Here is a 24,765-nt window from a genome sequence, read left to right as displayed (position 1 = left end):
GACGGGCGACGTCCACGTGCGACGGCCCGGTGGCTGGACGGGTGTGTGGCCGAACGTCAGGCGCGGCGGTCGCGCCGTCAGGCGCGCGGGTGGGCCGTCCGGTAGACCTCGCGCAGCCGTGCCGAGGACACGTGCGTGTAGATCTGCGTCGTCCCGAGGCTCGCGTGCCCGAGCAGTTCCTGAACCGCCCGCAGGTCCGCTCCCCCGTCGAGCAGGTGCGTCGCCGCGGTGTGCCGGAAGGTGTGCGGTCCGCTCGGCCCTTCGCCGGGAAGGTCCCCGAGCAGCCGAGCCACCACGCGGTACGCACTCCGCACCCCGAGCCGACCACCCTGGTCGCCGAGGAACAGTGCCGTGCTCGGTACGTCGGCCCGCGCCGCGAGGGTCGGACGCCCCCGCGACGTCCACGCCTCGAGTGCGTCACGGGCCGGGAGGCCGAACGGCACGACCCGCTCCTTCCCGCCCTTCCCGAGCACGCGGACCGTGAGCCGCCCGCGATCGACGTCGGCGACGTCGATGCCGACGAGCTCGCTCACCCGGATCGCCGCGGCGTACAGCAGCTCCACGAGCGCCAGGTCCCGCAGCGCACCGGGATCGTCGGTCGCTGCACGGGCCGCGAGGCCGTCGAGCAACCCACGGACCTGGTCGGCCGACACCACCCGCGGCAGGTGTGAGCCGCCCTTCGGTGCACGGAGCCGCACGCCGGCGTCCGTCGCGGTCACCCCGGTCTCGCTCGCCCACCGGGTGAACGCCCGCACCGACGACGACCGGCGGGCGATCGTGGACCGTGCGAGCCCCCGCTGGTCGGCTTCCCACAACCAGTCGCGGAGGAGTTCGAGGTCGACCCCGTCGATGCCGACGACGTCGCGTCGCGCGGCGAACTCGACGAACTGCTCGAGGTCGTTCGCGTACGCGCGGAGCGTCTGCTCGCTGAGCCCCCTGGCGTGTCGAGCGTGCCCGAGGAACGAGTCGACCGCTGCCACGAGTCGCTCTTCCTTCTGCTCTGCTCGGTCCGCCACGTCGTCAGCGTACGGCTGGCCGACGTCATGCGCGGCCCCACCCGCCGCTGCTGTGCGCCACGAGCCCCTGCAACTGCGCGAGCGCGAGGGCGTCCGCCACCGCAGCTCCGGACAGCCCGGACCGTCGAGCGATCTCGGCCTCTGGCAGGGCACGACGGCCGAGCGCGTCGAGGACCCGGACGACCTCGGGATCGCGCTGGACCGACACGAGGGGTTCGTCCGCCGCCGCGGTCGCAGCGGATGGGGGCACGGGACGCATCGCGGCGACCGGGTCCCCCGGGTGCACGACGAGCTGCGCCCGGCCCTGCGCCACGAGCCGGTGGCACCCGACCGACGCCGAGGACGCGAACGCTCCCGGGACGGCGAACACCGGGCGACCGAGCTGCCCGGCGTGGTGCGCGGTGTTGAGCGCACCGGACCGCGCACCGGCCTCCACGACGACCGCAGCATCGGCGAGGGCGGCGATCAACCGGTTCCGGGCCAGGAAGCGCCACCGGGTCGGGCGGGTCCCCGGCGCCGACTCCGCCACCAGGGCGCCCTGCCGAGCGACGTTGTGGAGCAGCTGGACGTTGCCGGCGGGGTAGAGCTGATCGATCCCCCCGGCCAGGACCGCGATCGTCGGGACCCCTGCGGCGATCGCCACCCGGTGTGCGACCGCGTCGATCCCGTAGGCGCCGCCGCTGACGATCGTGCAGCCGGCGTCCGCGGCGGACGAGGTGATCTCGGCGGCTGCTTCGGCCCCGGCGATGGTGTTCGCCCGCGACCCGACCACGGCCAGGGCGGGTGCCCCGTCGCCGACACCCGCCGTGGCGCTGCGCGTCCAGAGCACGAGTGGTGCGTGGGGGCCGAGGTCGTCGATCGCCGTCGGCCACCCAGCGGACCCGGGCACGAGCAGTCGTGCCCCGACGGCTTCGGCCGAGGCGACGACGTCGGCCACGTCGGACCGGACCAAGCGCGGTCGCCACCGGTCGATGGCCGTGTGCAGGACACCGGCGAACGCATCGGGATCCTCCGCACCGGGTACGCCGGCCTCCACACACCCGTCGAGCAGATCCTCGAACGCACCGTCGGCTGCCAGCAGGACCGAGCCGAGGGCGCGCTCCGACCCGAGGGCCGCCATGAGCTCACCGGCGACGGAGTCCCCCGGCTCCACGATCACGGACCACGCGACCCGAGCGGCGGTCTGGACCGGGTCCGACGCCCCGTCAGTCCCGAGGACCCGACGGATCCCGGCGAGCAGTTCGCTGCCGTGGCCGGGCCCCACGCCGCTCACAGTGCGCTCCGCAGGGCAAGAGCACCCCGGACGTGTGCTCTGCTCGGACGGTCGACCGCTTCGAGGTCGGCGAGGGTCCACGCGAGCCGCATCACCCGGTCCCATCCCCGCATGGTCAGGGTGCCGAGGTCGAGCGCCCGGTCGAGCTCGGTGGTCGAACCGGGTTCGATCCGACCGTCCGCCCGCAGCCAGGCTCCGGTGACCTCGGCGTTCTTCGTCCACCCGGTGTCCCGGAGGCGTTCCGCCATCCGAGCGCGGGCCGCGGCGACGCCGGCGCGGGCCTCGGCCGTCGTCGGCGTGCTCCCGTCGGTACCACGCATCTTCCCGGTCGTCACCCGGGGCACGAGCACCCGGATGTCCATCCGGTCGAGCAGCGGTCCGGACATCCGCCCGAGGTAGCGCCGGACCGCACTCGGCGGACACTCACACGGTTGGCCGTGCGCTCCGCCGGCGTTGCCGCACGGACAGGGATTGGCAGCGAGCACGACCTGGCACCGCGCGGGGAACTCGGCGGCGCCCGCAGCCCGGTGGATGGTGATCCGACCGGACTCGAGCGGCTGGCGGAGCGCGTCGAGCACCGCACGGGGGAACTCCGGTGCTTCGTCGAGGAACAGGATGCCGCCGGTCGCCCGCGACACTGCTCCGGGTCGCAGCACACCGGAGCCGCCGCCGATCAGGGAGATCGCCGACGCGGAGTGGTGCGGGGCCTCCCACGGGGGCTTCGTGCTCCACGACGCCGGCCCGAGTCCGGCGACGGACCGGACGGCGGCGACCTCGAGCGCGGTCGCGTCGTCGAGGTCGGGCAGGAGCCCGGGCAGGCGCTCCGCGAGCATCGTCTTGCCGGCACCGGGTGGACCGAGCAGGAGCGCATGGTGCCCACCGGCCGCCGCGGCGACGACGGCGCGCACCCCGATCGGGTTCCCGACGACATCCGCCAGTTCGGCCACCGGGCGTTGGACCGAGGGCACCGGCACCGGCAGCACCGCGTCGACCTCGACCGGCGGCAGCAGCGCGCCGGCGTCGATCGCAGCCGCACGGAGTGAGTCGACCCCGGTGGTGCGCACGCCGTCGACCACGCGGGCCTCGGGCAGGTTGCCGATCGGCAGCACGACTCGGTCGGCCCCGGCGTCGCGGGCGGCGAGCAACATCGGGATGACTCCGGCGACCGGTCGGACCCGACCGTCCAGACCGAGCTCCCCGATGTAGACGATCCGTTCACTGACGTCGGGTGCGAGTCCGGCGCCGGCGAGCACGGCCATCGCGATCGCCAGGTCGAACCCGGAACCCCGTTTCGGGATCGCCGCGGGCGTGAGGTTCACCGTGATCCGGCGAGCCGGCAACGGACACCCGGCGTTCGCAGCGGCGGCACGGACTCGCTCGCGCGCCTCGCCGAGCGAAGTGTCCGGCAGTCCGATGATGCTGAAGGCGGGCAGCTGGCTGGTCAGGTGGGCCTCGACCTCGATCCGGCGCCCGGTCACGCCGAGCAGCGCAACGGCCGCAGCACGGCCTATGCCCGTCACAGCACACCCGCCACGTGTTGGACGGCCGTCCGGGGACCGTCGACGTGGACCGCGACCACGTCGATGCGGATCGCGCGTGCCGACACCTCCGGATGGGCGTCGAACCACTCGGCCACGAGTCGTCGCATCCGGGTGAGCTTCGTCGCCGTGATCGCCTCGAACGGATGCCCCGTCGTCGTACCGGATCGCGTCTTCACCTCGATGAACGCGAGTGTGCAGGAATCCCACGCGACGATGTCGATCTCGCCCCGGGCGCACCGCCAATTCCGCTCGAGGACCCGGAAACCCCGTTCGTGCAACCACGCCACGGCCTGGTCCTCGCCGAACCGCCCCAGGCGGCCGTTCCGGAGTGTTCGTCCGGGGCGATCGTGCAGCTTCTGTTCCATGTCATTGCCTCCACGGCAACGATCGCGGGAACGGCAGCGCGGATGGCCGCCGATGGAGACTCTGTGGAATCAGACGACGACGATCGCCCTTGGGGAGGAATGACGAAGGACCCGGGTGATCGCGATCATCCGGGCCCTTCGTCGACAGCGGCTCAGTGTGCGGCCGCGTATGCTTCCTGCACCTGGGTCGAGATACGACCACGGGTCGAGACCTCGTAGCCGTTCTCCTTCGCCCACTCGCGGATCTTGCCGAGCTCTTCGGAGTTGCCACGCTTCGGGGCCGACTTCGGCGCCGTGCTGCCGGTGCGACGACCGGAGACCTTGCGCGCTGCGGCGATGTAGTCGGAGATCGCTTCGCGGAACTTGTCGACGTTGTCGTTCGTCAGGTCGATCTCGTACGACGAGCCGTCGAAACCGAATTCGACCGTGCGACCTTCACCGGTGGTGATGGGGGAATCGTCGAGGTCGTCGACGAGCTGGACGGTGACCTTCTGTGCCATGCGCGGCTCCTGTTCATTGGACGGGAAATCCCGACCAGAATAGCGCGTGGAATTCCGGCACGTCACCGATCACCGGCGATTCTCCGAATGCACCGGAATTGACGATCACTCGTCGAGTGCGAGTTCCTTCGGCAGTTCGAGTTCTCGCGATGTCAGTTCTTCGACATTCACGTCCTTGAACGTGAGGACGCGGACGCCCTTGACGAACCGGTCGGAACGGTAGACGTCCCACACCCAGACGTCGTTCATCGTCAGTTCGAAGTAGAAATCGTGTTCGGTGTCCCGGCGCACGAGTTCGACCTCGTTCGCCAGGTAGAAACGCCGCTCGGTCTCGACCACGTAGCGGAACTGCGACACGACGTCGCGGTACTCGCGGTACAGGGCCAGCTCAACCTCGCGGTCGTAGTCGTCGAATTCGTCCTCATCCATTGCGCCCACAGTCTACGGCGGCAGCCGCACCAGTGCGCGACAGCAGCTCGAGGGATGCACCCGGTGACGGAAGTGCGAGCAAGCTCGGCGTCCGCTCCCGATCCGAGCCCACCGAGGTTCCACAACACGCCGTGTGCGCTCCGCCGAGGTTCCGCTGCGGCACCGTGCATGCGCCGAGATGCCGAGATTTCGGAACCTCACGAGCCGCCGCCGGGGCAGGGCTCGCGGGCCGCAGCCACGGCAGGCGGGCGACCGCAGCGCGTCAGCTGACGAGCGCGTCGAAGCCCTCGAGTGACACGCTCGACGCCTGGTGCAACCACGACTTCCGGTGCAGTGCGTGCGCCCCGACCGCGCGGATGGCGTCGTAGTGCGCGGTCGAGCCGTAGCCCTTGTTCGACGCCCAGGCGTAGTGCGGTGCCTCGTCGTGGGCTGCGATCATCAGGGCATCCCGCGCGACCTTCGCCACGATCGACGCCGCCGCGACCGAGGCGCAGTCCCGGTCGGCCTTGACCTGCACGACGACCTCGAGCGGGTCCGTCGTCGGACGGAGCGAAGCGGGGACGGCACGGGTCAGCCAGTCGAAGGACCCGTCCAGCACGACCACGGCACCGTCGAGCGACAGGCCACCGGCGACCAGCGACTCGAGCGCCTGCGCCCCTGCGGCTCCGAGCGCCGGGACGATCCCCTGCCGGTCGACGTACTCGGCGGACGCCATGCCGACGGCGGTGCGCGCCCATCGGGTGACGACGGGGACCAGGTCCGTCCGGCGGGTGGCGGACAGCAGCTTCGAGTCGGCCAGACCCTGCGGGACCCGCCCGACGTCGATCGTCACGGCCGCGACGCCCACGCCGACGGGGCCTGCGATCGCACCGCGTCCGACCTCGTCCATCCCGATGACCGTGACACGGCCTTCGGCCAGCAGCCGCTTCTCGACGCGGAGGGAGGGGCGGACGGGGGTCACTGGTCGCGCTCCTCCACCCCGGCGAACACCTCGGGGTGGTCGTCGAGCCACGTCCAGCGGCTCGTCGGCCAGGAGATCACGAAGGCGCGTCCGGTCACGTCGGACAACGGCACGAACCCCTTCGACGGCGTGTCCCCGTTGTAGCGGGAGTCCTTGGAGTCGTTGCGGTTGTCGCCCATCACCCAGATGGTGCCCTTCGGCACGGTGACGGAGAAGTCGGTCGCCGACGCGGGAGCGCCGGCCGGCAGCTTGAGGTACGGCTCCTTGATCGGGACGCCGTTCACGGACATCTGCCCGAGGTCGTTGCAGCAGGAGACCTTGTCCCCTGGCAGACCGATCACACGCTTGATGAGGTGGTCGTCGCTGTCGCCCGTCCCGAGGCCGATCTGCGTGAGGACCCAGTCGATCGCCTTCGCGGGCTGAGTGTCCGGCGTGACGCTCGGCACCTCGGACCCGGCGAGCCATCCACCCGGGTCCTTGAACACCACGACGTCGCCGCGTTTCAGTGCCACGACACCCGGGACGAGTTCGTTGACGATCACGCGGTCGTTGATCTGCAGCGTGTTCTCCATCGACGCCGACGGGATGTAGAACGAGCGGATCAGGAACGTCTTGACCAAGAACGACACGAGCAGCGCCGCGATGAAGATGATGACGAGGTCGCGGAGGAATGTGAGGATCCCGTTGCGCTGCTTCTCGGGCCGGGGCCTGCGCCCGGATTCCTCAGTCGTGTCCGTCATTTCCGCTCTCGTTCACACCGTGCCCGCCCGGGTTCAGCGGGCGCAAAGGGAAAGCCCCCCGTCGATGCACAACCGTACATCGGCGAGGGGCCAGCAGCGGCGTCCGGCTCGCGGACGCTCACTGTGAAGGCGATCAGGCGTCGCGCTTCTCCTTGATCTTGCGGCGGGCCGCCTTGCCGCGCAGTTCGCGCAGGTAGTAGAGCTTCGCGCGACGGACGTCACCCTTGGTGACGATCTCGATGTGGTCGATGATCGGCGAGTGCACCGGGAACCAGCGCTCGACGCCGACCTGGAAGCTCACCTTGCGGACCTTGAAGGTCTCGCCGATGCCGTGGCCCTGGCGGCCGATGACGACACCCTGGAAGACCTGGATACGCGAGCGCGTGCCTTCGACGATGTTCACGTGCACCTTGATGGTGTCACCGGCGCGGAAGTCCGGGACGTCGGTCCGCAGCGATGCTGCGTCGACGTTGTCGAGGAGCTGGCTCATGGCTGTTCTACTCTCTGCGGACGCACACGGGTCGCCGCGGATCGATGTCTGATGAAGTGGTGGTGCGTGCCCGGTGTCGGCGACTCCCCCGTGGCAGAGTCCAGCCAGGGCACAGCGATCCATACTGCCACACAGAACGCCGGGGGCAAAACAGCGAGGATGGACCCATGATCGAACTGCGCACCCCCACGGAACTCGACGGACTGCGCGTCGCCGGTCGGTTCGTGGCCGACGTCCTCGACGAACTGCTCGCCACGGTCGACGTCGGCGTGAACCTGCTCGAGCTCGACCGCGTCGCCGCGCGGATGATCGCCGACCGGGGCGCCGAGAGCTGCTACGTCGACTACCACCCCTCGTTCGGCAAGTCGCCGTTCGGCAAGAACCTGTGCACCTCGGTGAACGACGCGGCGCTGCACGGTCTGCCGTTCGACCACGTGCTGCAGGACGGCGACCTCCTCAGCCTCGACTTCGCCGCGAGCGTCGACGGCTGGGTGGCGGACTCCGCCGTGTCGGTGCAGGTCGGGACGCCCCGCGACGAGGACCAGACGCTCATTGCCACCGTCGAGCGCGCCCTGGCCGCCGGCATCGCGCAGGCTGCTCCGGGCAACAAGCTCGGTGACGTCTCGCACGCGATCGGACACGTGGCGAAGGAGGCGGGCTACAGCGTCAACCTGCAGTTCGGCGGGCACGGTGTCGGTCACACGATGCACGGCGACCCGCACGTGCCGAACGACGGGCGACCCGGTCGCGGTCTGAAGCTCCGGCCGGGCCTGGTGGTCGCGATCGAGCCGTGGCTCATGCAGGGCACCGACGAGCTGTACCAGGACGACGACGGCTGGACGCTCCGGAGCGTCGACGGCTCACGTGCTGCGCACGTCGAGCACACGGTGGCGGTCACCGAGGCCGGACCCGAGGTCCTGACCCTGCGTCGCGCCCAGCGCGCCGACCCGACCAGCTGACGGACTGGAGGCGCGGTGCGGTCCCGCCCCGCGCCTCCCGTCCGACACGGCGGAGCCGGGTTTCGTGCTCAGCGACAGTTCACGGGGAACGCACCGCGAGAACTGTCGCTCAGCGCGAAAACCGACCGGCAGGCCGCAGCCCGTCAGGCAGGCGGCAGCAGGTCCGGCCGGACCCGCCGCGTCCGCTCCACCTGCTGCTCGTGCCGCCACGCAGCGACCTTGCCGTGGTGGCCGCTGAGCAGCACCTCGGGCACGTCGTGGTCACGCCACACGGCGGGCTTCGTGTACGAGGGGTACTCAAGCAGGCCGTCCTCGTGGGACTCCTCGACCAGGGACTCGGGGTTGCCGACGACGCCGGGGACGAGTCGCCCGACGGCCTCGATCATGGCCATCGCAGCGACCTCGCCGCCGTTCAGCACGTAGTCGCCGAGCGAGAGCTCGACCACCGAGCAGCGTGACGCCGCCCACTCGAAGACGCGGGCGTCGATGCCCTCGTACCGCCCGCAGGCGAACACGAGGTGGTCGGACGTCGACGCGAGCGAGCGCGCGATGGACTGCTTGAACGGCGTTCCGGCGGGCGTCGGGACCACGAGGGTCGACGAGCCGTCCGGCCGCAGCAGGGCGTCCAGCGCCTGCGCCCACGGTTCCGGCTTCATCACCATGCCGGCGCCACCGCCGTACGGGGTGTCGTCGACGGTGCGGTGCCGGTCGGTCGTCCAGGAGCGCAGGTCGTGCACGTGCAGGTCGAGCAGCCCACCGGAGCGAGCCTTGCCGAGCAGGGACACGTCCAGCACGGAGAAGAACTCCGGGAAGATCGTGACGATGTCGATCCGCACGGCAGCTAGTCCGTGACCGTCTCGGGCCGGGAGGTGTCCTCGGGGTCCTCGAACAGACCCTGCGGCGGCGTGACCGTGACGGTGCCGGACGCGATGTCGACCGCGGGCACGATCGCCGCGACGAACGGTACGAGGACCTCGCCGCGCGACGGGGTGTCGATCGCGAGCAGGTCCTGCGCCGGCATGTGGTCGACCCGGGCGACGGTGCCGACCTCGACGCCGTCGCGCAGCACCTTCAGCCCGACCAGCTGGTGGTCGTACCAGGCGTCGTCCTCGCCGGTCTCGGCGTCGGCGTCCTGCTCGACCCAGAGGATGATCCGGGCGAGCGACTCGGCGCCGGTGCGGTCGTCGATCCCCGCGAAGAACGCGACGGGGTGACCGTTGTACCAGCGGAGCTCGTCCAGCTCGAGGGTCTTGCCCGACCACGGTGAGTCGTCGGGGACCTGGAGCGTGAACGTGGCACCGGGGGTGAACCGACGATCCGGGTCGTCGGTGTAGAGCTCGAGCTTGATGCCGCCCTTGAGCCCGTGTGCCTTCGTGATTCGACCCACCCGGAGCTGGGTCGTCTCCCTAGGAATCGGTGTCGACCACGTCGACCCGCACACGCTTGCCGTCGGCCAGCGCCGAGACGAGGGTGCGGAGTGCCTTGGCGGTCCGCCCGGCACGACCGATCACGCGGCCGAGGTCCTCGGGGTGCACGCGCACCTCGAGGACCTCGCCCCGCGGGGAGGTGGAGCTGGCGACGCGCACGTCGTCAGGGTGATCGACGATCCCCTTGACGAGGTGCGTCAGCGCGGATTCGAGCAAGGACTACGCCTCGGTCGTCTCGTCGGCGGTCTCGGCGTCGTCGGTCTTGGCGGCGGGAGCCGTCTTCTCCGACTTCGGCTTGAGGACGGCCTTCTTCGAGGAGTCGACCTGGAAGGCCTGCTTCGGCTCGGCGACCTTGACCTTGGACGCGGTGTCCTTCTCGCCCTTGAACTTGGCCCAGTCGCCGGTCAGCTTGAGGAGGGCAGCGACCTGCTCGGTCGGCTGCGCGCCGACGCCGAGCCAGTAGAGCGCACGCTCGGACTCGATCTTGATGACCGAGGGCTCCTCGGTCGGGTGGTACTGACCGATCTCCTCGAGGACACGACCATCGCGCTTGGTGCGCGAGTCGGCGACGACGATGCGGTAGTAGGGCGCACGGATCTTACCGAGACGCTTCAGACGGATCTTGACAGCCACAATTGCTCCTGTTTGCTTACGTTGTGGTTGAACTGGAACCGCGGGCGTGGGGGCACACACGGTGAAAGCTCGAGAGAGATCGCTCACAGCTGGATAGAGGGTCGAGCTGCGGCGATTCGACCGTTCATTCTTACAGATTCCGGGCCGTGATGCGAGCCGACGCGCTACGGCGCGAGTCGCCGGACCGCTTCGAGGGCCTCGGACGTCGCGCGGACCGCGTCCACGCTCCGTGCGTCGCGTGCGCCGCCGACGACGGCGAACGGCACACCGGCGGCCTGGAGGCCCGTCACGAGTCCGTCAGGCGCGTCACCCTCGGTGTCGATCGCGCGTTCCTGCCCGGCGCAGACCACGACGGTGTCCGCCGGGATCGCACGCTCCTCGCCGTGCTCGTCGCGGATCCAGAGGGCACCGGGCTCGATGCGCAGGTACTCCTGCACGCCGCCGACCATGCGCACCCCCGCGTCACGGAGGCGACCGATGGCGACCCAGCGCGAGGTGATCCCGACGCCCTGCCCGAACTTGCCCGACCGGCGGAGCACGGTGACGTCGGAGCCCGGCCGGATCGTGCGCGACGCCGCGGGCAGCCGCTGGGGGACGTCGCCGACGAGCTCCTCGGAGACGTCGAGGTCCCAGCGCGCGGCGAACTCGGTGGCGCGGACCGACTCGTCCGGCGACTCGGTCAGGAACGCTGCGGTGTCGACGCCGATGCCGCCGCCGCCGATGATCGCGACGGTGCCGGCGGGCACGCCCTCGCGCAGTGCCCGCTCGTACGACAGGACGTGCGGCAGGTGTGCACCGGGGAGGTCGACGTCGCGCGGGACCACCCCGGCGGCGAGCACCACGGCGTCACTGTCGGCCAGGTCCGTGGGCGTGGCCGGGCGGCCGAGGTGCACCGTGGCTCCTCGCTCGTCGAGCTCGGCGCGGGCAGCCCGCACGGTGGCGGCGTAGTCCTCCTTGCCGGGCACGAGCGCGGCGAGGCCGAACTGGCCGCCGAGCCGGTCGGCGGCTTCCCACACGGTGACGCGGTGGCCGCGCCGGGCGGCGTCGACGGCTGCGGCGAGACCGGCCGGTCCCCCGCCGACGACGTCGACGCGCTTCGGGTCGGTGGTCGGACGCGCCGGGAACGCGACCTCGCGGGCGGCGCGCGGGTTCACCAGGCAGGACACCGGCGCGCCGATGATCGAGCGGTCGAGGCAGGCCTGGTTGCAGCCGATGCAGGTGTTCACCAGCGCGAACCGGCCCGCGAGCGACCGGTTCACGAGCGCGGGGTCGGCGAGGAACGGTCGGGCGAGCGCGACGGCGTCGATGGTCCCGTCGGCGAGGACCGTCTCACCGTCGCGCAGGTCGGTCATCCGGTTCGACGCGATCACCCGGACGTCGGGGTACGACGAGGCGCGCACGACCCCGGCGATGCGCGCGGCGTAGGCGAGCCAGGCACCGTGCGGCACGGCGGCCTGCACGGTCGGGGTGCGGGACTCGTGCCAGCCGATCCCCACCGAGATGCCGTCGAGCCCGAGCGGCAGCAGGTCGTGCACCAGGGCGTCGACGTCGTCCTCCGTCGACGACCCGGGCATCAGGTCGGCGCCGGAGAGCCGGATCGTCACGGCCAGGTCGGGCACCGCCGCACGGACGGCCTCGACGACGGCCACCGTGAAGCGCCGTCGACGCTCCGGCGAACCGCCCCACTCGTCGTCACGCAGGTTCGTCAGCGGCGACTGGAACTGGTTGATGAGGTAGCCCTCGGACGCCATGATCTCGACGCCGTCGAACCCGATGTCCCGCGCGGACCGGGCCGCGGCGGCGAAGTCCTCGATGGTGCGCTCGATCTCGGCCGGTGTCAGCTCGGTCGGCACCACGCCGCGGGCGGCCGCCCAGGGCAGGGCCGACGGTGCCACCACGCGCTGGGGCTCCCCGTGCCGGTCGACCATCCCCGCGGCGAGCGCGTACCGCCCGGCGTGGAACAGCTGCGCGAGGATCGTGGAGCCCTCCTCGTGTACGGCGTCGACCGCGGCGCGGAACCGCTCGTCCGCTCCCCCGACACCGAACACGGCGAAGTCGGGGCCGCCACGGGCCTCGTCGTTCACCGCGATGCCGCCGGTGATGATGCAGGCGGCGCCGCCGGCGGCACGTTCGCGGTAGAACGCCGCCATGCCGTCCCCACCGTCGTCGTGCACTTCGAGTCCGGTGTGCATCGACCCCATGACCACCCGGTTGGGCAGGGTCAGGGGGCCGAGTGTCCACGGCGAGGAGACGACGGCGAGCTCGGGCATGGCGACGGTGCTCATGCCCCTACTCTGCCGGAGGGAGCACCGCGTCGCGCAGCGGCGACGTCGTGTCCGCCCAGAACGGCGGGGCGATCACGGTCAGGCCGCCGTCGACCGACAGCACCTGCCCGGTGATGTAGCCGGCCTTGTCGGAGAGCAGGAAGTCCACCGCGTCGGCCATGTCGTCGGCGGTGCCGGGGCGCTGCAGCGGGAGCTTCTCGAACACCGAGTCGATCGGCGCCTGGCCGGGGACCTTCGTGTAGAAGTACTCGAGCGAGTCGGTGTCGATCAGGCCACCGTTGACCGCGTTCACCGTGATCTGGCGCGGACCGAACTCGACCGCCATGTACTTCATGTACGACTCGCTCATGGCCTTCGCGGCGCCGAGCGCGGCGTAGGTCGGGAACGCGCGGAGCGATCCGTACGAGGTCACGACGACGATGCGCCCACCGCGGTCCATCAGCTCGGCGGCACGCTGCGCCCCGAGCACGAACGAGCGGGCGTTGGTGGCGTAGCTGCGGTCCAGGTGGTGCAGCTTCAGTTCCTTGACCGGCTTGAACGCGCTGGCGGCGGCGTTCGCGACGAAGTGGTCGAGGCGGCCGTAGGTGTCCCGCACCAGGTCGAACAGGGCGTCGATCGACTCCGGCTGCTCGATGTCGACCTGCGCGGTGATCCCGTCGCCGCCGGCGGCCTTGACGTCGGCCAGGGATTCCTCGGCCAGGTCGGCGTTGCCCTTGTACGTGACCACGACGGTCACGCCGCGCTGGCCGAGCTTCTGCGCGAGCAGGCGGCCGATGCCGCGCGAAGCGCCCGTGATCAGTGCGATGGGTGCGTTGGTGTTGTCGGTCACTGCGGTCCTCTACGTGCGTGGGGAAGGACGGGAGGCCCGTGGCGGGCCCGCCACGGGCCTCCCGTCCGGTGGGTGGTTGCTGTCTAGAACCCGGCCTTGCCGGTGACGACGGCGCGGCCGACGACCAGCTTCTGGATCTCGTTGGTGCCCTCTTCGAAGCGCTGCGCGCGCGCGTCGCGGTAGACGCGTTCGATCGCGTTGCGCTTCCAGTAGCCCTGGCCGCCGTGCACCTGCAGGGCCTTGTCGGTGACGCGGGCGAGCATGTCGACCGCGACCATCTTCGAGGCGCTGGACAGCGTGCCGGCGTCGGGGCGGTCGTCTTCGTAGGCTCGGGCGGCCTCGAGCACCAGGGCGCGGGCGGCAGCGATGTCGGCGTAGTTCTCGGCCAGGTAGAACTGGATCGCCTGGCGGCTGGAGAGCTGCTTGCCGAAGGTCTCCCGCTTGTTCGCGTACTCGACGGCGAGCTCGTTCGCGCGCTCGGCCAGGCCGACGGCGCTCATCGCGACGGACACGCGACTCGGCAGCAGGAAGCCGCCGAGCGCGACCTCGAGCCCCTGGCCCTCGGCGCCGAGCAGCGCACTGGCCGGCACGGGCACGTCGGTGAACCGCAGGATCGCGTGGTCGGTGCCGCGGATGCCCATGGTGTCGGAGTCGTCGATCACCTCGGCACCCGGCAGCCCCGTGTTCGGCATGAGGAACGCGACCGTGCCGTCCTGGCCGCTGGTGCCCTCGAGGCGGGCGGCGATGAGCCAGTAGTCGGCCTGCACGCCGAACGTGATGAGGTGCTTCTCACCGTTCATGACGTACGTGTCGCCCTCGCGGCGGACGGTGGTGCGGATGTCCGCGCCGGTGCCGGCCGTGGCCTCGGTCAGGGTGAACGCGACGAGCTTGTCGCCCGCGACGCTCGGCTTGACGACCTGCTCGATCTGCTCCGGCGTCGCGTAGGGGGCCATCGCGCGCCAGGTGCCGTTGATGACGTGCACGAGCATCCGGATCGACGCGTGCGAACGCGAGACGATCTCCATGATCTCGAGGTAGCGCGAGAACGGGATCGCCCGTCCGCCGAGCTCGGTCGGGGCGGCGAGGCTGAGCCACCCGTTGTCCTTGAGCTCCTGGAACAGCTCCGGGGCGACCCGGCCGGTGCGCTCGATCTCGTCCGCCCACTCCTCACCGCGGCCGCGGACCCACTCGGTGACCTCGGCCTTGAGCTGCTGGAAGGCGGATTCGGTGGCGGTTTCCATGACCAGCGTCATCGTGTCTCGTTCTCCTTCGTGGTGCTCGCGGCGACGAGCGCGGCTGCCTGCTCACGCAGGACGTTCTTCTGGACCTTGCCGACGGCGTTGCGCGGCAGTTCGTCGATGGACTCGAGCCGCTCTGGCCAGTAGTACTTGCTCACGCCCGCCTTGTCGAGCGCCTGCTGCATCGCCGCGAAGTCGAGCCGCTCCACGCCGGCGGCCGGCACGACGAACGCGCACGCACGCTCACCGAGTCGGGCGTCCGGCATCGCGACGATCGCCACGTCGGTGACCAGGGGGTGCTGGTACAGCAGGTTCTCGATCTCGACGACCGGGATCTTCTCGCCACCGCGGTTGATGACGTCCTTGATCCGGCCGGTGATCGACAGGAAGCCGTTCGCGTCGACCTTCGCCAGGTCGCCGGTCTTGTACCAGCCGTCCTCGGTGAAGACGTCGTCGGTCAGGTCCTGGCGGTCGAGGTACCCGTCGAACATCGTCGGCGAGTGCAGCTCGAAGTTGCCCTCGGTGTCGGCGGGGAACTCGTGGCCCTCGTCGTCGACGATCCGGATCCGGATGCCCGGCAGCGCGCGACCGTCGTGCCCGTACGCTGCCGCCGGGTCGTCGATCGGGCTGGACAGGGCGCCGAGGCAGGTCTCACTCGTACCGAACGCGCCGAGGATGGCCGTGCCGAGCACCGTCGCGGCCCGCTGGGCGAGGGCCCGGGGCACCGCGGCACCGGTCGGCACGAAGATCCGCAGCGACTCGGGCTGGGCGGCACCGGCTTCGACCAGGTCGACGAGGTCGGTCAGGAACGGGGTCGCACACTGCACGAACGACGCCTTCGCGACGCCGAACGCCTGCTCGAGCGCGACGGTGCCGTCCCACACCGGCTGGATGACCTGCGGCGCACCGAGCCGGAACGCCAGCAGCATGCCGTACAGGAACCCGGTCTGGTGCGCGAGCGGCGACGGGATGTAGATCCGGTCCGCGCTCGTCAAGCCCGACTGCGCGACGTGCATGGCCGTGGCCAGACCGAGGGTGCGGTGCGGGTGCTGCACGCCCTTCGGCTCCCCCGTCGTGCCGCTCGTGAACAGTAGCTGGCAGACGTCGTCGGGGCCCGGCGCGCGCGAGGTGATCTCGTCGACGTCCACGTGCACGGCGTCGAGGGCGTTGTCGAAGTAGCGCCAGTGCCAGTCGCTCGTGGCCACCCGGTCCAGGGCGTCGGCCGGCAGCGGCGGCTGGTTCGTCGGGGCGTCGACCTGGCCGCGCGCCTCGGACCGGAGCACGATCACGTGCTCGACCGACAGCCGACGCTGCTGTGCCTTCGCCTCGTCGATGACGTCGAGGAGCTCGAGCGCGGGCCGGCGCTTGCGGAACACGTTCGGCAGGAACACCACACGGGCGCGGGACCGGGCGAGCGTCATCGTCGTCTCGCGCGGACCGAACACCGGCATGATCGGCGTCGCGACCGCCCCGATCTGGATCGCCCCGAGGGTGATGGAGACGAACTCGCGCCAGTTCGGCAACTGCATGGCGACCGACTCGCCCCTGCGGACCCCGAGCTCGAGCAGGAGCGCGGAGACCTTGTCGGCCTCGTCCTGCAGTTCCCGCCACGTGGTGTTCACGGGTGCTGCGCCGCCGACCTCGATGACCGCGAGGCCGTCGGGATCGGTCGTCGCGAGCGTGCGGACCTTCTGGCTCAGCACGAGGGGGTCGGCGTCGACACCGGCGAGCGCGAGCGGCTCCGGGGTCGTGGGCGCGTCCGGGTGCTGTTCGCCGTCGGCGCGATCGCCGACGGTGCGCTCGCCATCGGCGCGCCCGCCATCGGCGCGCTCGCCGACGGTGCGCTCGCCGACGGTGCGCTCGCCATCGGCGCGCTCGCCATCGGTGCGCTCGCCGAGGTCGGTGCGCTCGTCTGCGATCGCGGCGGCCTCGGCCGCGTCGGCCCGGTCGTCGCGGGCGATCTGCGCGGCGAGGGCGTCGCCGACCTCCATTTCGAGGCCGACGGAGTTCATCGCCTCGAGGAACGTCGGGTACGAGATCCGGTAGGCCCGCGGGTAGGTCAGCCCCGAGGTACCGCGCGCCTTCGAGGCGGCGACGGCGAGTGACATCAGGACCCGGTGGTCGTTGAACGACGACATCTGCGCGCCGTGGAGTCCCTCGGCCCCGACCCCGGTGACGCGGAGTTCGTCGGCACCCTGCTCGGCCCGGCCACCCATGCGGTTGAGCTGCAGCATCGCCGCGACGCGATCGGACTCCTTCAACCGGATGTGGGCGACGTTCCAGAGCCGGGTGGTGCCCTCGGCGAAGGTGGCCATTGTCGACAGGACCGGCAGCAGGTCGGGGATCGGCTGGCAGTCGATGTCGAGCGGTCGCAGCGGGGAGCCGTCGTGTTCGATGCGCACGAACCCGGTCTCCTCGTCGATCCGCATCGGGACGCCCATCGCCGTCGCGAGGTCGAGGAACTCGCTCTCCGGGTGGTCGGTCTCGGCGGTGGTGAAGGCCGTCATGCCGCGCAGGAGCAGGTTCGACTCGCGGATGCCGGCCGCGGCGATGCCGAACGCGGCGGAGCCGATGTCCGGCGGGATGACGTAGTCGTGCGGGGTGGCCTGCTGGTTCGCCGGGATCCGGTACTCGAGCCAGTCGTCGGAGACCTCGACCGACAGGCCGAACTCCCGCATCATCCGGACGGTCAGTTCGACGTAGGGCTGCTCGTTGAGCCGGTCGCCGGTGATGTGGATCCGGGTCTCCTGCTCGGCGAACGGGGCCACGAGGAGCAGGCCGGAGACCCACTGCGACAGGGTTCCTGCGATCGTGACGTCGCCGCCGCGGGGGCGCTTCGGCTGGACGGTCACGGGCGGGCAGTCGTTCGTCGCCTCGAGCTCGATGCCCATCTGGGTCAGCGAGGTCAGCAGCGCCTTGATGGGCCGGCGCTGGAAGTACTTCATGCCCACGAGCGTCATCGGCTTGTCGGCGAGCGACGCCAGACCGGTCATGAAGTAGAGCGTGGTGCCGGAGGACCCCATGTTCAGGATGCCGTCGGCGCCACGGGACCCGTGGTCGACGACGTCGGTGGCCTCGTACCGGCCGCCGAGCCCGGTGACGTGGTACTCGTCCCCGCGACGCTTCACGTCGACGCCGAGGGCGCGGAGCGTGCCGACGGTCCACTCGACCTGGCGGGTGGCGCTGATGCCGGAGACGATGCTCGTCCCCTTCGCCAGCGACGCGAGCACCAGCGCGCGGTGCGCGTGGTACTTCGAGACGGGGACGTCGAGTTCCCCGACGAGGGGTGCGGACGTGCCGCGCACGACCAACTGCATGCGTACCTCTTCCTGCTCTGTACATATCAACGGTACGCCCGGTGTGGAACTACTGTGAATCGGATCCGCACGACCAGAAGCCGCCGTCGTTGTGCGTGTCCGACAACCTTCCGGGCAGGATGTACAGCATGGACATCCGCTTCACCGAGTCCCCTCCGTCGACCATCGGCGTCGAGTGGGAGCTCCCGCTGGTCGATCTGTCGACCGGCGACCTCGCGCCCCGTGCCCCTGCCGTCATCGCGGCCGTGCACGAACGACTCGGCGACCGTGAGCGGGTGACCGAGGAACTCCTGACGAACACCGTCGAGGTCGTCTCCAGCGTGCACTCACGGGTCCGCGACGCCACGAGCGAGCTGTCCGGCATCATCGGCGAGGTCATCGACGCCGCCGAACCGCTCGACGCCCAGGTCATGTGCTCCGGCACGCATCCGTTCGCCGTCTGGGACCAGCAGGAGATCACCCCGGACAGCGAGCACTACACGACCCTGATCGACCGGACGCGCTGGTGGGGTCGGCAGATGCTCATCTGGGGCGTCCACGTGCACGTCGGCATCGACGACCGCGACAAGGCCCTGCCGATCCTCGGCGCGATGCTCGCGTACGTCCCGCACCTGCAGGCCTTCACCGCATCGAGCCCGTTCTGGGCCGGCATCGACACCGGGTACGCCTCGAACCGGGCCCTCATGTTCCAGCAGCTGCCGACCGGTGGCCTGCCGCCCGCACTCGGTGCCTGGGCGAACTTCGAAGAGGTCGTGAGCGACCTCACGCACACCGGCGTCATCGACAGCGTGAAGGACCTGCGGTGGGACATCCGCCCGTCGCCGAAGTGGGGCACGCTCGAGAACCGCGTGTCCGACGGCATCTCGACCCTGCACGAGGTCGGCGCCGTGACCGCGCTCGTGCAGTGCCTGGTCACCGCGATGTCCGACCGGCTCGACGCCGGCGAGACCCTGCCGACGATGCAGCCGTGGTTCATCCGCGAGAACAAGTGGCGCGCCGCCCGCTACGGCATGGAGGCCGAGATCATCACGAACGCCGCCGGCGACGAGCGGCTCGTGACCGACGAGGTGCACGACCTGGTGCAGCGGCTCGACCCGGTGGCCGAGCGGCTCGGCTGCCAGCAGGAGTTGCACCACCTCGACACGATGATCGCGAACGGGGCCTCGTACCAGCGGCAGCTCCGGGTCGCGCAGGAGCACGGCGGTGACCTGCGCGAGGTCGTCCGGCACCTGGTGACGGAGTTCCGCGAGTCGCTCTGACCCCGGGCCGTTCCGCGGAGCTGGTCGAATCGGGCGTACCGGGTCGTTTTTCCGACCAGGTACGCCCGATTCCGCTTTCCATCGCGCCCGTTCTGGGAAGGAGCGGCGCGAGCCCGCCCCGCGCCTCGAGACCGCGCCCACCGACCTGGTCGCTCCGGGCACACCTGGTCGATCCGGGCATACCTGGTCGTTTCTTTCGACCAGGTACGCCCGATTCCGCTTTCCATCGCGACCGTTCTGGGAAGGAACGTCACGAGCCCGCCCCGCGCCTCCCGTCCGCGCCCACCGACCTGGTCGCTCCGGGCACACCTGGTCGATCCGGGCATACCTGGTCGTTTCTTTCGACCAGGTACGCCCGATTCCGCTTTCCATCGCGCCCGTTCTGGGAAGGAACGTCGCGACGTGACCCCTGACGGACGGGAGGCCCGGTGCCAGCTGGCACCGGGCCTCCCGTCCGTCAGGGGGTCGCGACTAGCGACCCAGGAACTTCTGCAGGCTCGCGAGCTCTTCCTCGGTCGGCGCCTTGCCGCCCTTGGCGGCACCGCCGAGGCCGAGGCCGGAGCCCTTCGGTGCCTGCTGCGGAGCGGCAGCCGTACCTGCGGCGATCGCCGCACGCTTGGCCGGGTTGCCGACCTTCGACTTCTTCTTGCCGCCCTGCTGCTGCTTCTTGCCGCCGTGCATGCCCGGGATCGGCCCCATGCCCGGCATCTGCGGCACGCCACCACGGGCGACGGTCTTCATCAGCTTCGCGGCCTGCTCGAACCGGTTCACGAGGGCGTTGACCTCGGTGACCGTGGAGCCGGCACCCTTGGCGATGCGGAGTCGGCGCGAGCCGTTGAGGAGCTTCGGGAGTTCGCGCTCCTTCGGCGTCATCGACTGGATGATCGCCTCGGTGCGCACGATCTCGCGTTCGTCGAAGTTGTCGAGTGCCTCGCGCATGCCCTTGGCGCCCGGGAGCATGCCGAGCATGCCCTTGATCGAGCCGGCCTTGCGGAGCTGCTGCATCTGCTGCAGGAAGTCGTTCAGCGTGAACGAGTCGGACGCGATCTTCTCGGCGACCGCGCGGGCTTCGTCCTCGTCGAAGGCGGACTGGGCCTGCTCGATGAGCGACATGATGTCGCCGAGGTCGAGGATGCGGCTCGCCATGCGGTCCGGGTGGAACGGCTCGAAGTCGTCGAGCCCCTCACCCGTGGAGGCGAACATGATCGGGCGGCCGGTGACACTGGCCACCGAAAGTGCCGCACCACCGCGGGCGTCGCCGTCGAGCTTCGACAGCACGACACCGGTGAAGTCGACGCCTTCCTGGAACGCGCGGGCAGTGACGACGGCGTCCTGACCGATCATCGCGTCGATGACGAACAGGACCTCGTCGGGGTCGACGGCCTTGCGGATGTTCGCGGCCTGCTTCATCAGCTCGGCATCGACACCGAGACGACCGGCGGTGTCCACGATGACGGTGTCGTACTGCTGGTCGACCGCGGCCTTGATGGCGTTCTTGGCGACCTTGACCGGGTCACCGACGCCGTTGCCGGGCTCCGGAGCGAAGACGTGGACGCCGGCCTGCTCGCCGACGACCTGCAGCTGCTGCACGGCGTTCGGACGTTGGAGGTCCGCCGCGACGAGCATCGGGGTGTGGCCGTCCTTCTTGAGCCACTTGCCGAGCTTGCCGGCGAGGGTGGTCTTACCGGCACCCTGCAGACCCGCGAGCATGATGACCGTCGGCGGCTTCTTCGCGAACTCGAGGCGACGCTGCTGCCCGCCCAGGATGCCGACGAGTTCCTCGTTGACGATCTGGACGACCTGCTGCGCCGGGTTCAGCGCGCGGTTGACCTCGTCGGAGAGGGCACGCTCGCGCACGGAAGCGGTGAACGCCTTGACGACCTCGAGCGCGACGTCGGCGTCGAGGAGCGCCCGCCGGATCTCGCGGACGGTGCCGTCGACGTCGGACGGAGTCAGCCGACCCTTGCTCCGCAGATTGCGGAAGGTCTCGGTCAGCCGATCGGAGAGTGAACCGAATTGCGCCATGATCCATCGATTCTACTGGTTCACGAGCAGGTTCCCTGATCAGGTGTCCGACGCTCGGTATCGTCGAGGCATGCGCGCCGTCCCCGAGGACCTCGACCCAGCGGTGGTCGCCGAGATCGATGGGCGGCTCGCGCGCCTGCAGTCCGACCTCGGTGTGACGATCCCGTGGGCGATCGAGAGCGGCAGTCGCGCCTGGGGCTTCCCGTCGCCCGACAGCGACTACGACTGCCGGTTCCTGTACGTGCGACGGCGCGACGACTACCTGTCGCTCTGGCCCAGCCGCGACGTCATCGAGACACCGCTGGACAAGGTGTTCGACGTCAACGGGTGGGACCTCGCGAAGACGGTCCGCCTCGCCGTGAACGGGAACGCGACGGTCGGCGAGTGGCTGCGCTCACCGATCGTGTACGCGGGTGACGTGGCCTTCCGCGACCGGCTCCTGGCGTTCGTCGCGAGCGTGGCCGACCGCGGGCGCATCGGCCGGCACTACCTGCACGTCGCCGCGCGGCAGTACGAGCGCGAGATCACGCTGAAGCGGTTCTTCTACGTGCTCCGGACCGCGGCCTCGCTCCGGTGGCTGCGGGACCACCCGGAGAGCGCCATGCCACCGATGGACCTGCCGACGCTGCTCGCCGAGTCGACGGTCGAGCGTGCGGTGACGGAGGCGACGACGGAACTCATCGCGGTGAAGGCACGCACGCGCGAGCTCGGCACCGGTACCCCGCCCGAGGTCCTCGTCCGCTTCGTCGACGCGGAACTCGACCTGGCGCGGCCGTTCGACGACCTGCCGCCCGAGAACACCTCGGTCGAGGCGCACGCCCGAGCGGATGCGTACTTCCTCGGCGAGCTCGACCGCCTGCGCTGACGACGACCGGACAGCGCTGGGCGGGCGGGTGGCGCGGTGCCGCGCAGAACGGCTCAGCGGAGCACGACCCCCTCGGTGAGCTCGACCGGGGCGTCCAGCCCGACGTCGAGGACCACCGGCGCGGTCGACGGCAGGCGGTCAGCGGTCGGGAACCACCGCCGCTCCGGCGACACCAGGATGACGAGACCGTCGACGTCGCCGACCGCGGCGAAGCCCTCGCCTGCTGGGTTGGCGTAGGGCTCGAGTCCGGCGCGGCGCAGTGTCCCGACGGCACCGAGGACGTCGGGCACGGCGATGCCGACCTCGCTGACGGACAGGAGCGGAACAGCGGACGCGGGTGCGGCCGCGGCGAGGTCCCGCCGCTCGATCAGCTCGAGCAGCTGCTGGTCCGGACCGTCGAAGTACACCGATCGCGAGTTCCAGTTCGGCGGGCCCTCGAACTCGTCACGGCCGTCGGCGTCGACCAGCACCGTCGCGATGCCGGCGATCCACTCGGCAGCCGCGGCGAACGTGCCCGTCGGGATCGTGATCGCGAGGTGCAGCGCACCGGTCATCCCCGGCAGCTCCCGGAACAGGAGCCGCGTCGACCCCACCACGACTTCGACCACTCCGTCGACGCGGTCGACCGGGCAGCCGAGCCGTTCCCAGAACCGGGCGGTGTCGTCGAGCGAGCGGGTGGCGAGCTGTGCCTGGCGGATGTCCATGTCCGCCATCCGAAGCCCTCAACCACGGTTCAGGTCAAGGTCGTCCGCGTTGTTGTACTCCGTCCAGAAACCGTCGTAGGCTCGCTCGCATGCCGGAACTCGAGATCGTGCGGCCTGCCGGGCTGCTCGACTACGCCGAGGGACTCGCGCTGCAGCGGGACCTCCACGCCGACGTCGTCGCCGGCCGCTCCCCCGGGGCCCTCGTGCTGTGCGAGCACCCGTCCGTGTACACCGCCGGCCGACGCACCGAGCCGTCCGACCTGCCGACGAACGGAGCCCCCGTGGTCGACGTGGACCGCGGCGGACGCATCACCTGGCACGGCCCTGGGCAGCTCGTGGCCTACCCGATCGTCCGACTGGCCGTTCCGATCGACGTCGTGGCGTGGGTGCGTGACCTCGAGCAGGTCATCATCGACGCTGCGGCGACCGTCGGGGTGGAAGCGCGGCGCATCGACGGCCGGAGCGGCGCGTGGACGTCCGGGTCGGCGCCGACGACCACGGCCGGACCAACGCCCGGGTCCGCGCCGACGACCGGCACGCCGCCCGCCAAGGTCGGCGCCATCGGGCTGCACGTCGCCGAGGGCGTGACGACCCACGGCATCGCGATCAACTGCGACAACGCACTCGACGCCTACGCCGCGATCGTGCCGTGTGGCATCGCCGACGCCGGGGTGACGACGCTGAGCGCCGCCGCCGGGCGTCCCGTCACGGTCGCCGACCTCGCCGACGTCGTGGTCGACCGCATCCGTGCCGCCGAGCACGGCATGCGGACCGGCCAGCGGATCGGCAGCGCCGCCCAGAGCACCACGACGGCCCGCATCACGACCGCCGACACCACGTCCCCCAGCACCGCGCCCGCACGACAGGAGACCCTCGTATGACCCTCGCCCCCGAAGGCCGCCGGATGCTCCGCGTCGAGGCCCGCAACGCCGAGACCCCGATCGAGACGAAGCCCGGGTGGATCAAGACCCGTGCCACCCAGGGCCCGGAGTTCCGCGAGCTGTCCGCCCTGGTCAAGGACAAGCAGCTGCACACCGTCTGCCAGGAGGCCGGCTGCCCGAACATCTTCGAGTGCTGGGAGGACCGCGAGGCCACGTTCCTGATCGGGGGCTCGCAGTGCACCCGCCGGTGCGACTTCTGCCAGATCGACACCGGCAAGCCCGAGCCGCTCGACCGCGACGAGCCCCGCCGGGTCGCCGACTCGGTCGTGTCGATGGGCCTGAAGTACGCCACGGTGACCGGAGTCGCCCGCGACGACCTGCCCGACGGCGGGTCCTGGCTCTACGCCGAGACCATCCGCCAGATCCACGAGCACTCCCCCGGCACCGGCGTCGAGATCCTCGTGCCGGACTTCAACGGCCGCCCGGACCAGCTCGGCCAGGTGTTCGACGCCCGCCCCGAGGTCTTCGCCCACAACGTCGAGACCGTGCCGCGGATCTTCAAGCGGATCCGACCGGCGTTCACGTTCGAGCGCTCCCTCGACGTCATCACGCAGGGCCGCGACGCCGGGCTCGTCACGAAGTCGAACCTGATCCTCGGCATGGGCGAGGAGCGCATCGAGATCGAGGACGCCCTGCAACGCCTGTTCGACGCCGGCACGGACATCATCACCTTGACGCAGTACCTCCGCCCGTCGCCGCGGCACCTGCCGGTGGCGCGCTGGGTCAAGCCGGAGGAGTTCGTCGCGCTGCGTGAGGTCGCCGAGGAGATGGGCTTCGCCGGGGTCCTCGCCGGCCCGCTCGTCCGGTCGTCGTACCGCGCCGGACGCCTGTGGGCACGCGCCACGGTCGCGCGCGGCGGCTCGGTTCCCGAGCACCTGTCGCACCTGCTCGACGCGGCGCCGGGTCGCCAGGCCGTCTGAAGCCGGCCACCGGTCCGCGAAAGCGACAGATACCCGCCGACAGTTCGC

24 protein-coding genes are annotated in these 24,765 nt (G+C 70.9%); 5 read left to right on the top strand and 19 right to left on the bottom strand.

Annotated features, from left to right (window positions below; all coding sequences use genetic code 11):
* Window positions 1-77: 77 nt before the first annotated feature.
* The 9 genes from M4960_RS00120 to rplS all read right to left on the bottom strand — a co-directional run bounded on the left by M4960_RS00120 (window position 78) and on the right by rplS (window position 7,315).
* A complete protein-coding gene (locus M4960_RS00120) occupies window positions 78-1,016 on the bottom strand; it encodes a tyrosine recombinase XerC (RefSeq protein WP_123294790.1) in 939 nt (312 codons plus the stop codon).
* 25 nt (window positions 1,017-1,041) lie between these two features.
* On the bottom strand, window positions 1,042-2,289 hold the full coding sequence (dprA, locus tag M4960_RS00115; RefSeq protein WP_248703180.1) for a DNA-processing protein DprA: 1,248 nt from the start codon (window positions 2,287-2,289) through the stop codon (window positions 1,042-1,044).
* Window positions 2,286-3,809, bottom strand: a complete 1,524-nt coding sequence (locus M4960_RS00110; protein WP_133937141.1) for a YifB family Mg chelatase-like AAA ATPase — start codon at window positions 3,807-3,809, stop codon at window positions 2,286-2,288. Before M4960_RS00110 ends, dprA begins: the two co-directional genes overlap by 4 nt.
* Window positions 3,806-4,195 carry a YraN family protein gene (locus M4960_RS00105; RefSeq protein WP_123294793.1) on the bottom strand — a complete coding sequence of 130 codons (390 nt, stop codon included), beginning with the start codon at window positions 4,193-4,195 and terminating at the stop codon, window positions 3,806-3,808. The genes M4960_RS00110 and M4960_RS00105 overlap by 4 nt, the downstream gene beginning before the upstream one ends.
* A gap of 152 nt (window positions 4,196-4,347) precedes the next feature.
* Window positions 4,348-4,695 (bottom strand): Lsr2 family protein, encoded by a 348-nt coding sequence (locus tag M4960_RS00100; RefSeq protein WP_111086073.1) that lies wholly within the window; start codon window positions 4,693-4,695, stop codon window positions 4,348-4,350.
* Window positions 4,696-4,800: 105 nt separating this feature from the next.
* The gene (locus tag M4960_RS00095) at window positions 4,801-5,124 is read right to left on the bottom strand and encodes a DUF2469 family protein (RefSeq protein WP_111086072.1); all 324 of its coding nucleotides are present in this window, start codon (window positions 5,122-5,124) and stop codon (window positions 4,801-4,803) included.
* 262 nt (window positions 5,125-5,386) lie between these two features.
* On the bottom strand, window positions 5,387-6,085 hold the full coding sequence (locus M4960_RS00090) for a ribonuclease HII (protein ID WP_123937691.1): 699 nt from the start codon (window positions 6,083-6,085) through the stop codon (window positions 5,387-5,389).
* Window positions 6,082-6,825, bottom strand: a complete 744-nt coding sequence (gene lepB, locus M4960_RS00085; RefSeq protein ID WP_111086070.1) for a signal peptidase I — start codon at window positions 6,823-6,825, stop codon at window positions 6,082-6,084. Before lepB ends, M4960_RS00090 begins: the two co-directional genes overlap by 4 nt.
* Window positions 6,826-6,958: 133 nt before the next feature.
* Entirely contained in the window at window positions 6,959-7,315 is a 357-nt protein-coding gene (gene rplS / locus M4960_RS00080) for a 50S ribosomal protein L19 (RefSeq protein ID WP_123339832.1), read from the bottom strand.
* Between the two features lie 167 nt (window positions 7,316-7,482).
* Between rplS and map the strand changes: the two genes are divergently transcribed.
* Window positions 7,483-8,274 carry a type I methionyl aminopeptidase gene (gene map, locus M4960_RS00075; RefSeq protein WP_248703179.1) on the top strand — a complete coding sequence of 264 codons (792 nt, stop codon included), beginning with the start codon at window positions 7,483-7,485 and terminating at the stop codon, window positions 8,272-8,274.
* Window positions 8,275-8,417: 143 nt separating this feature from the next.
* On the opposite strand, the gene trmD is transcribed toward map, so the two are convergent.
* From trmD to aroA, 8 genes are all read right to left on the bottom strand, one after another.
* The gene (trmD, locus tag M4960_RS00070) at window positions 8,418-9,110 is read right to left on the bottom strand and encodes a tRNA (guanosine(37)-N1)-methyltransferase TrmD (RefSeq protein WP_248703178.1); all 693 of its coding nucleotides are present in this window, start codon (window positions 9,108-9,110) and stop codon (window positions 8,418-8,420) included.
* Window positions 9,111-9,115: 5 nt separating this feature from the next.
* On the bottom strand, window positions 9,116-9,661 hold the full coding sequence (gene rimM / locus M4960_RS00065) for a ribosome maturation factor RimM (protein WP_123294799.1): 546 nt from the start codon (window positions 9,659-9,661) through the stop codon (window positions 9,116-9,118).
* 19 nt (window positions 9,662-9,680) lie between these two features.
* Window positions 9,681-9,917, bottom strand: a complete 237-nt coding sequence (locus tag M4960_RS00060) for an RNA-binding protein (RefSeq protein ID WP_111086067.1) — start codon at window positions 9,915-9,917, stop codon at window positions 9,681-9,683.
* A 3-nt stretch (window positions 9,918-9,920) separates the two neighbouring features.
* On the bottom strand, window positions 9,921-10,334 hold the full coding sequence (gene rpsP, locus M4960_RS00055; RefSeq protein ID WP_111086066.1) for a 30S ribosomal protein S16: 414 nt from the start codon (window positions 10,332-10,334) through the stop codon (window positions 9,921-9,923).
* Between the two features lie 164 nt (window positions 10,335-10,498).
* A complete protein-coding gene (locus M4960_RS00050) occupies window positions 10,499-12,619 on the bottom strand; it encodes an FAD-dependent oxidoreductase (RefSeq protein ID WP_248703177.1) in 2,121 nt (706 codons plus the stop codon).
* Window positions 12,620-12,623: 4 nt separating this feature from the next.
* On the bottom strand, window positions 12,624-13,448 hold the full coding sequence (locus tag M4960_RS00045; RefSeq protein WP_205462609.1) for an SDR family oxidoreductase: 825 nt from the start codon (window positions 13,446-13,448) through the stop codon (window positions 12,624-12,626).
* Between the two features lie 83 nt (window positions 13,449-13,531).
* Window positions 13,532-14,689 carry an acyl-CoA dehydrogenase family protein gene (locus M4960_RS00040; RefSeq protein WP_248703176.1) on the bottom strand — a complete coding sequence of 386 codons (1,158 nt, stop codon included), beginning with the start codon at window positions 14,687-14,689 and terminating at the stop codon, window positions 13,532-13,534.
* 8 nt (window positions 14,690-14,697) lie between these two features.
* Entirely contained in the window at window positions 14,698-18,003 is a 3,306-nt protein-coding gene (gene aroA, locus M4960_RS00035) for a 3-phosphoshikimate 1-carboxyvinyltransferase (RefSeq protein WP_248703175.1), read from the bottom strand.
* A gap of 119 nt (window positions 18,004-18,122) precedes the next feature.
* Between aroA and M4960_RS00030 the strand changes: the two genes are divergently transcribed.
* The gene (locus M4960_RS00030; RefSeq protein ID WP_200849175.1) at window positions 18,123-19,262 is read left to right on the top strand and encodes a glutamate--cysteine ligase; all 1,140 of its coding nucleotides are present in this window, start codon (window positions 18,123-18,125) and stop codon (window positions 19,260-19,262) included.
* 471 nt (window positions 19,263-19,733) lie between these two features.
* Here the strand turns inward: M4960_RS00030 and ffh are convergent, their stop codons facing one another.
* Window positions 19,734-21,287: a signal recognition particle protein gene (gene ffh / locus M4960_RS00025; protein WP_248703174.1), complete on the bottom strand. Its 1,554-nt coding sequence runs from the start codon at window positions 21,285-21,287 to the stop codon at window positions 19,734-19,736.
* A 70-nt stretch (window positions 21,288-21,357) separates the two neighbouring features.
* Between ffh and M4960_RS00020 the strand changes: the two genes are divergently transcribed.
* Window positions 21,358-22,152 carry a nucleotidyltransferase domain-containing protein gene (locus M4960_RS00020; protein WP_248703173.1) on the top strand — a complete coding sequence of 265 codons (795 nt, stop codon included), beginning with the start codon at window positions 21,358-21,360 and terminating at the stop codon, window positions 22,150-22,152.
* Between the two features lie 53 nt (window positions 22,153-22,205).
* Here M4960_RS00020 and M4960_RS00015 read toward each other — a convergent pair whose 3' ends face one another.
* Window positions 22,206-22,856, bottom strand: a complete 651-nt coding sequence (locus tag M4960_RS00015; protein ID WP_248703172.1) for a hypothetical protein — start codon at window positions 22,854-22,856, stop codon at window positions 22,206-22,208.
* Window positions 22,857-22,945: 89 nt separating this feature from the next.
* Between M4960_RS00015 and lipB the strand changes: the two genes are divergently transcribed.
* A complete protein-coding gene (gene lipB, locus M4960_RS00010) occupies window positions 22,946-23,737 on the top strand; it encodes a lipoyl(octanoyl) transferase LipB (RefSeq protein WP_248703171.1) in 792 nt (263 codons plus the stop codon).
* Window positions 23,734-24,717, top strand: a complete 984-nt coding sequence (lipA, locus tag M4960_RS00005; RefSeq protein WP_111086058.1) for a lipoyl synthase — start codon at window positions 23,734-23,736, stop codon at window positions 24,715-24,717. Before lipB ends, lipA begins: the two co-directional genes overlap by 4 nt.
* Window positions 24,718-24,765: the final 48 nt, after the last annotated feature.

The organism is Curtobacterium sp. MWU13-2055 (genome assembly GCF_023242305.1).
Taxonomy (GTDB): Bacteria; Actinomycetota; Actinomycetes; order Actinomycetales; family Microbacteriaceae; genus Curtobacterium.
This window is presented reverse-complemented; position numbering and strand designations above follow the sequence as displayed.

Bases quoted from the DNA above. Each gene is read 5' to 3' on its own strand.
- M4960_RS00105 (WP_123294793.1), bottom strand. From the start codon at position 4,195: ATGGAACAGAAGCTGCACGATCGCCCCGGACGAACACTCCGGAACGGC.
- M4960_RS00100 (WP_111086073.1), bottom strand. From the start codon at position 4,695: ATGGCACAGAAGGTCACCGTCCAGCTCGTCGACGACCTCGACGATTCC.
- M4960_RS00095 (WP_111086072.1), bottom strand. From the start codon at position 5,124: ATGGATGAGGACGAATTCGACGACTACGACCGCGAGGTTGAGCTGGCC.
- lepB (WP_111086070.1), bottom strand. From the start codon at position 6,825: ATGACGGACACGACTGAGGAATCCGGGCGCAGGCCCCGGCCCGAGAAG.
- rplS (WP_123339832.1), bottom strand. From the start codon at position 7,315: ATGAGCCAGCTCCTCGACAACGTCGACGCAGCATCGCTGCGGACCGAC.
- map (WP_248703179.1), top strand. From the start codon at position 7,483: ATGATCGAACTGCGCACCCCCACGGAACTCGACGGACTGCGCGTCGCC.
- M4960_RS00050 (WP_248703177.1), bottom strand. From the start codon at position 12,619: ATGAGCACCGTCGCCATGCCCGAGCTCGCCGTCGTCTCCTCGCCGTGG.
- M4960_RS00040 (WP_248703176.1), bottom strand. From the start codon at position 14,689: ATGGAAACCGCCACCGAATCCGCCTTCCAGCAGCTCAAGGCCGAGGTC.
- aroA (WP_248703175.1), bottom strand. From the start codon at position 18,003: ATGCAGTTGGTCGTGCGCGGCACGTCCGCACCCCTCGTCGGGGAACTC.
- M4960_RS00030 (WP_200849175.1), top strand. From the start codon at position 18,123: ATGTACAGCATGGACATCCGCTTCACCGAGTCCCCTCCGTCGACCATC.
- ffh (WP_248703174.1), bottom strand. From the start codon at position 21,287: ATGGCGCAATTCGGTTCACTCTCCGATCGGCTGACCGAGACCTTCCGC.
- M4960_RS00020 (WP_248703173.1), top strand. From the start codon at position 21,358: ATGCGCGCCGTCCCCGAGGACCTCGACCCAGCGGTGGTCGCCGAGATC.
- M4960_RS00015 (WP_248703172.1), bottom strand. From the start codon at position 22,856: ATGGACATCCGCCAGGCACAGCTCGCCACCCGCTCGCTCGACGACACC.
- lipB (WP_248703171.1), top strand. From the start codon at position 22,946: ATGCCGGAACTCGAGATCGTGCGGCCTGCCGGGCTGCTCGACTACGCC.
- lipA (WP_111086058.1), top strand. From the start codon at position 23,734: ATGACCCTCGCCCCCGAAGGCCGCCGGATGCTCCGCGTCGAGGCCCGC.